We start from the raw sequence: 5,848 nt of genomic DNA, 5'->3' as shown, positions 1-5,848 counted from the left end.
GAAAGGGCGCTGACCTTCTGGTCGCGCCCTTGAAGTTGAACGTCAGATTGTCCAAATGCGGCCCGCGCAGCGTCGAGTAGTTACGCGGTTCGTAGAACCGCGTAACTAACAAATGAGCATCGCGTCGCCAAAGCTGAAGAAGCGATAACGTTCTTCGATGGCAGCGGCGTAGGCATCCATGATCTGGTCGCGGGTGGCAAGCGCGCTTACGAGCATCATGAGCGTGGAGCGCGGCACGTGGAAGTTCGTGATCAGCGCGTCGACCACGTGATAGGTCGAGCCGGGCATGAGGTAAAGCTGCGTCGTGGCGTTCTCGCGCACCACGATGTCACCGCGGCCAAGCGTATCGGCCCCGTCCTCGCGGCCTTCAAAATAGCGCGCCGTCACGGCCGGATCGGACACCGGCGCGTCCGCGTCAAACGCGCTCTCGAGCGAGCGCACCGCGGTAGTGCCGACGGCGATCACACGATGACCCTCGGCCTTGGCCTTATGCACGGCGTCGACAACCTCCTGCGACACGTGGTAGCGCTCGGTGTGCATGACGTGCTGCGTAGGGTCGTCCTCCTCCACCAAACGGAAGGTATCGATGCCCACCTCGAGCTCGACGGCGGCAAACTTGGCACCCTTGGCCTCGATAGCGGCCATGAGCTCAGGAGTAAAATGCAGACCCGCCGTAGGAGCGGCAGCCGAGTGCTCCTCCTTCATGGCGTACACGGTCTGATATTTCTCGGGATCGCCCTCGTAATCGGTAATGTAGGGCGGCAACGGCACATGACCGGCGGCGTGAATGGCCTCGTCGAGCGTGCGCGGATCGCCGGCAGCATTGCAACCGGCCGGCTCAAAACGCACCAGGCGGCCGCCGCGGCTATCGGTGACAAAGTCGACAACCTCGGCCGTCAGCACCACGGGAGCCCCCTCGGGCGCATGGGCGCCACCGGCGCGATACTCAATATGAGCACCAGGCTTCAGGCGCTTGCCCGGCTTGACCAAGCACTCCCAAACATGGCCCAGCGGATCCACGTCCTCGCGGCGCTTGAGCAGCAGGGTCTCGACCACGCCGCCCGAGCCGGCTTTGCGACCGATCAGGCGAGCCGGCATCACGCGCGTCTGGTTGATGACGAGCACGTCGCCCGGCTCGATATAGTCGATGATGTCGCGGAAGATGCGGCGCTCAACGGTACCGCCGTGCTTCAGCGGCATTCCCGCCTGGGAGCCCTTGCGATCCACCACCAGTAGGCGGCAGGAGTCGCGCGGCTCGGCAGGAGCTTGGGCGATCAGTTCCTCAGGAAGGTTGTAGTCAAAATCATCGGTACGCATCTTTGCCTCTTTCACAAAGCGCGTCAGTCGAAAAAATCGACTGACGCGCGCATCATTCTCCCCTGTATCCTATCAGCTTGTTGAGAGAAATATAGTATGGCAAACAGATTTGCGACTGTTTTCTCAACGCCCCGCTACTTAAGCGTTGCGTACATCACCGCCTTAATCGTATGCATGCGATTCTCCGCTTCTTGGAAAACACGAGATTTATCGGACTCAAAAACCTCGTCCGTGACTTCCATTTCGGTGACTCCAAACTTCTCAGCAATTTCGGCACCAACAGTAGTATTAGTATCGTGGAAGCTCGGAAGGCAGTGGAGGAAAATCGCCTCGGGCTTTGCCATAGACATCACCTCAGCGGTCACACGATACGGCGACATTAGCTTAATGCGGCTTTCCCACAGCTCTGCGGGCTGACCCATGCCAACCCAAACATCCGTGTAAATTACATCGGCATCACGAGCGCCTTCCTCAATATCCTCTGTAATGGTAATCGTCGATCCATGCTCGGCCGCAATACGACTACATTCTGCAAGGAGTTCAGGGTCATAGGATGTAGCCCCCTCCGAATTTCCCCCGATTGGGCCGCAAGAACAGTAGTTAATGCCGAGCTTAGCGCAAATGACCATGAGCGAATCGGCGACGTTTCCGGCCGCCTTACCAAAAAATGTAAGTTTCCTGCCCTTAATCTCTCCAAACTCTTCACGCATGGTCAGAATATCGGCAAGCACTTGAGTCGGGTGAAATTCAGTAGTCAGCCCATTCCAAACGGGAACCCCAGCTTTTGCAGCAAGCTCCTCAACCTTCGTCTGCTCAAAGCCGCGGTATTCAATTCCGTCATACATGCGGCCAAGGACGCGAGCCGTGTCCTCAATCGACTCCTTTTTGCCCATCTGGGACGAGCCCGGATCCAAATAAGTTACACCCATGCCAAGGTCAAGTGCACCAACTTCGAAGGCGCAACGAGTACGCGTGGAAGTCTTCTCAAATAGCAAAACAATATTCTTACCTTCAAGGTATTTATGCGGAACACCGGCACGCTTCATGCTTTTGAAGTTAGCAGAAAGCTCAAGCAGATACTCAATCTCTTCCGTCGTGTAATCAAGCAGCTTCAGAAAACTGCGCCCAGCGATGTTAACACCCATATTCGCCATCTCCTATCACAGTGGATTTGCAACTAAATATCTTCGCGCCAGAAGGGCATGCTCATGCAGCGCGGGCCGCCACGACCGCGGGACAGCTCCTCGGAGGGAACGACCAAAAGTTCCAAACCGTTCTTGTAGAGCTCATCATTTGTGACAACATTGCGCTCGTAAACACAGACTTTACCAGGAGCAACGGCAAGAGTGTTCGACCCGTCGTTCCACTGCTCGCGAGATGCCTCAACCATATCGCCGGCACCGCACTCAATAAGCTGCACCTTCTCCACGCCAGTAGCCATTTCAAGAATATGTTCAAGCGTGTCATCAATCTCTTGAACAGCGACCATTCCCTCAGAGTCACCACGAGTCAGACGATAAACACGAAGGGTCTCAAAAATACCGGGATAAACTGTGAACTTATCGAAATCCACCATGGTGCAAACGGTGTCAAGATGCATGTAAGCATAGCCGTTGGGGATTTTAATAGCGTAAACGGTATCGATCTCAGAATTCCCAGATCCCCAGAACAAATTCTTTGCAAGCTCCTCAATCGCAGCCGCCTCAGTTCGCTGGCTAATTCCAATAGCCAAGGTATGAGCGTTAATGTTAAGCACATCACCGCCCTCGATATGCCAGGGATTCTTATGGTCGTACCAAATCGGAGTCCCTACATAATCGGGATGGTATTTGAAAATCGCTTCATAGAAGGGCACTTCACGATCTCGCTGTTTCCAATACATATGGTGAAGCAGAACGCCTTTGCCCACGGAAGCAAGAGGATCGCGAGAGAAATACGAGCTCGGAAGAGGCTTCAACACCAAATCATCGGGCTTCGCATCCTCATTATCCATCATACTAAGCGTAGTCGAGACGCGAGGCAGCTCAAGGTCACGATAACGATACCCCCCCATAGCCTCAAGTACAAACTGATACGAATCTGAAATAGTGTCGAGCTTTTCACGAACAGCCTGCTCAAGCAGAGGATTGACAATCCCGCTCTCAGCCATAAATGTATCGGTAAACTCAGCGCGAGCCGAGGGGCATGCATCCAGCGCCTCAGCAACGAGTTTCTCCATATAGAGAACCTCAACACCTTCGCTCCTCAGAAGATCCGCAAAGGCATCATGCTCCTTTTGAGCCACATCAAGATAGAAACAGTCGTGAATCCAGACATCCTCGAACTCTTCCGCCTTTACGTTCACAAGGTCACGACCGGGGCGGTGAAGCACAACTTTCTTGAGCTTACCAATCTCGCTGTGTACATTCAGTCCTTTAGACATTCCTGTTACTCCATTTCAGCCATGAAACCTACAGGGCAATAAGTCCCGAGATTGCTACGAATACGATATTGATGAGCGACACGACCAAGAAGAATTTCCAAACGGTCTTCCACCACTGGCCAAGCTTGATCTTACACACGCCCAAACCCGCTACAAGAATGGCGCTAGTAGGACAGATCAAAGACATCGTCGCGCTACCCATGGAGAGAGCCCACACGGCAGCCTCGGGATTAAGGCCCATGAGTTCGGTCAAAGGTCCAAAAATGGGAGCGGTCAGTGCTGCAAGGCCAGATGAGCTGGGAACCAGAATCGCCAGGAGGTTCTCAACCGCATAAAGAAGCGTAGTAAAGAGAACCGCCGGGATGCCGCCCAGACCAGTAGCGAGCGCATTGAGGATGGTATCAATGATCATGCCGTCAGAGGCAATGACAAGGATGCCACGCGCAAGTCCAACGACAATTGCCGAGAAAGCAAAGTCAGCGATACCCGCAACAAATTCCTGAGCGATGACGTCCTGACTAAAGCCCGCAATAACACCAGCCAACAGGCCCATGGCCAAAAAGACCGCAGAAATCTCGTTCATATACCAGCCCTGGGTCACAAGTCCCCAGATGATAAGGCACATACCAGCGATAAATACCGCAAGCACGCCTTTTTGACGACCCGTAAATTCCGCGTCAAGGGCAGATTCATCGGCAGCGAACTCGACTTTCTTGGCGATATCATCCTCAAATGTGATCGATGACTCAGGGTTCTTCTTTACCCTTCGTGCATGGAGGACAACCCAAGTAATTGCAACGGCGGTCAAAACAACCCAGGCAATCATACGCAGCCACAGCTGGGGGTTGCCCTGAATACCAAGAATACCTTGCGCAATGAGAACATTAAACGGATTAATCGTTGAGGCGATGTAACCCGTGCGCGCTCCAACGAACACGACCATGAACGCCGTCATCGAGTCGAAGCCCATAGCCATCATAATTGGCATGAAGATCGCAAAGAACGGAAGAGTTTCTTCCGCCATGCCAAAGCTCGTTCCGCCCAATGCAAAGAGAACCATCGCAATAGGAATAATTAGAATGTCTTTGTTCTTAAAGCGGCGAACGACACGACCCATTCCGCTCGTGATAGCGCCCGTTTTAGTAATAACCTGAAACGAACCGCCCACAATCAAGATGAATGCAACGACCTCAATTGCCTCTTGTATACCGCGCGTTGGAGCCTGAAGAACATCGAAGACGCCTTGTCTGAGATCTACTTCATCCCCGGTTTCCTCGTCAATATATGTCTTTTCACTCTGCTCATACGTACCTGCGACAGTGACTTCACGACCGTTCACCTCCTGACGCTGATAGGACCCAGAGGGAACAATCCACGTGAGAACAGCGAAGATGACCATAAGTGCAAAGATGATCGCATATACGTGCGGGACCTTGAACTGCTTGATGCCTTTCGAACTTTCCGCTGCCATTTCTCCTCCTTCATTCCTTTTCCCATCTATCCAGCTGGCACCATAAATGTATGAGGTTGCTCAGCGTTGGTCGGCCAACCATCGCCATCGTGTCGCTTTTCACCTATGAACGGCAGCTAAAGTGACGTTATTAATCAATCTGATTTTTAAAATTGATGTTATTTATCAATTACATACGTCTTTTAACTTTTCCGCAACACAACAAGGAACCTGCCTTAGCCTTATATAAAAACCAGCAGGACAGGAGACAGACATGCAAGGCGTACACATAACAAATGAAATCGGTCATTTAAAAGCCGTACTTGTCCATCGACCTGGAGCTGAAACACAAAACTACCCTGATGCCGACTTCAGCCAAGTTTTCTCCCTGCGACAATGGAGCGGTCGTTTTGACCTCGACAAAGCAATATATGAGCACGATTCCATGGTTCAATTGCTTAAGAAGCATGGCGTAGAAACCATTGAAATTAGGGACCTTCTCGAAGACTCACTTGAAACTGAGCCCCAATCACTTAAATATTTTATTGATGACTACCTCCGTTGCAGCGGAGCAACAGGCAGTGTTAGCGCCGGAATAATTTAGCCAAATATAGTCGGCCGAGATTGACCAATCCCGGCCGACCCATTTTAGCCAACAC

At 52.4% G+C, this 5,848-nt stretch carries 5 protein-coding genes; 1 reads left to right on the top strand and 4 read right to left on the bottom strand.

Translation table 11 applies throughout. The features are described from left to right. Positions 1-105: 105 nt before the first annotated feature. From queA to ABHR75_RS09600, 4 genes are all read right to left on the bottom strand, one after another. Positions 106-1,317, bottom strand: a complete 1,212-nt coding sequence (queA, locus tag ABHR75_RS09615; protein WP_346964203.1) for a tRNA preQ1(34) S-adenosylmethionine ribosyltransferase-isomerase QueA — start codon at positions 1,315-1,317, stop codon at positions 106-108. Between the two features lie 134 nt (positions 1,318-1,451). Next, on the bottom strand, positions 1,452-2,462 hold the full coding sequence (argF, locus tag ABHR75_RS09610) for an ornithine carbamoyltransferase (protein WP_138112876.1): 1,011 nt from the start codon (positions 2,460-2,462) through the stop codon (positions 1,452-1,454). Positions 2,463-2,494: 32 nt separating this feature from the next. Continuing rightward, positions 2,495-3,739: an arginine deiminase gene (locus tag ABHR75_RS09605; RefSeq protein ID WP_346964202.1), complete on the bottom strand. Its 1,245-nt coding sequence runs from the start codon at positions 3,737-3,739 to the stop codon at positions 2,495-2,497. A gap of 28 nt (positions 3,740-3,767) precedes the next feature. Beyond that, complete coding sequence (locus ABHR75_RS09600; protein ID WP_138112880.1) at positions 3,768-5,210, bottom strand: YfcC family protein; 1,443 nt, start codon at positions 5,208-5,210, stop codon at positions 3,768-3,770. 253 nt (positions 5,211-5,463) lie between these two features. Between ABHR75_RS09600 and ABHR75_RS09595 the strand changes: the two genes are divergently transcribed. Further along, complete coding sequence (locus tag ABHR75_RS09595; protein ID WP_346964201.1) at positions 5,464-5,793, top strand: arginine deiminase family protein; 330 nt, start codon at positions 5,464-5,466, stop codon at positions 5,791-5,793. Positions 5,794-5,848: the final 55 nt, after the last annotated feature.

Origin of the sequence: Collinsella aerofaciens (assembly GCF_039752955.1) — a bacterium.
Taxonomy (GTDB): Bacteria; Actinomycetota; Coriobacteriia; order Coriobacteriales; family Coriobacteriaceae; genus Collinsella; species Collinsella aerofaciens_BI.
Note: the sequence above shows the minus strand (reverse complement) of the source record. Positions and strands in the feature narration are given on the sequence as shown.

Bases quoted from the DNA above. Each gene is read 5' to 3' on its own strand.
- queA (WP_346964203.1), bottom strand. From the start codon at position 1,317: ATGCGTACCGATGATTTTGACTACAACCTTCCTGAGGAACTGATCGCC.
- argF (WP_138112876.1), bottom strand. From the start codon at position 2,462: ATGGGTGTTAACATCGCTGGGCGCAGTTTTCTGAAGCTGCTTGATTAC.
- ABHR75_RS09605 (WP_346964202.1), bottom strand. From the start codon at position 3,739: ATGTCTAAAGGACTGAATGTACACAGCGAGATTGGTAAGCTCAAGAAA.
- ABHR75_RS09600 (WP_138112880.1), bottom strand. From the start codon at position 5,210: ATGGCAGCGGAAAGTTCGAAAGGCATCAAGCAGTTCAAGGTCCCGCAC.
- ABHR75_RS09595 (WP_346964201.1), top strand. From the start codon at position 5,464: ATGCAAGGCGTACACATAACAAATGAAATCGGTCATTTAAAAGCCGTA.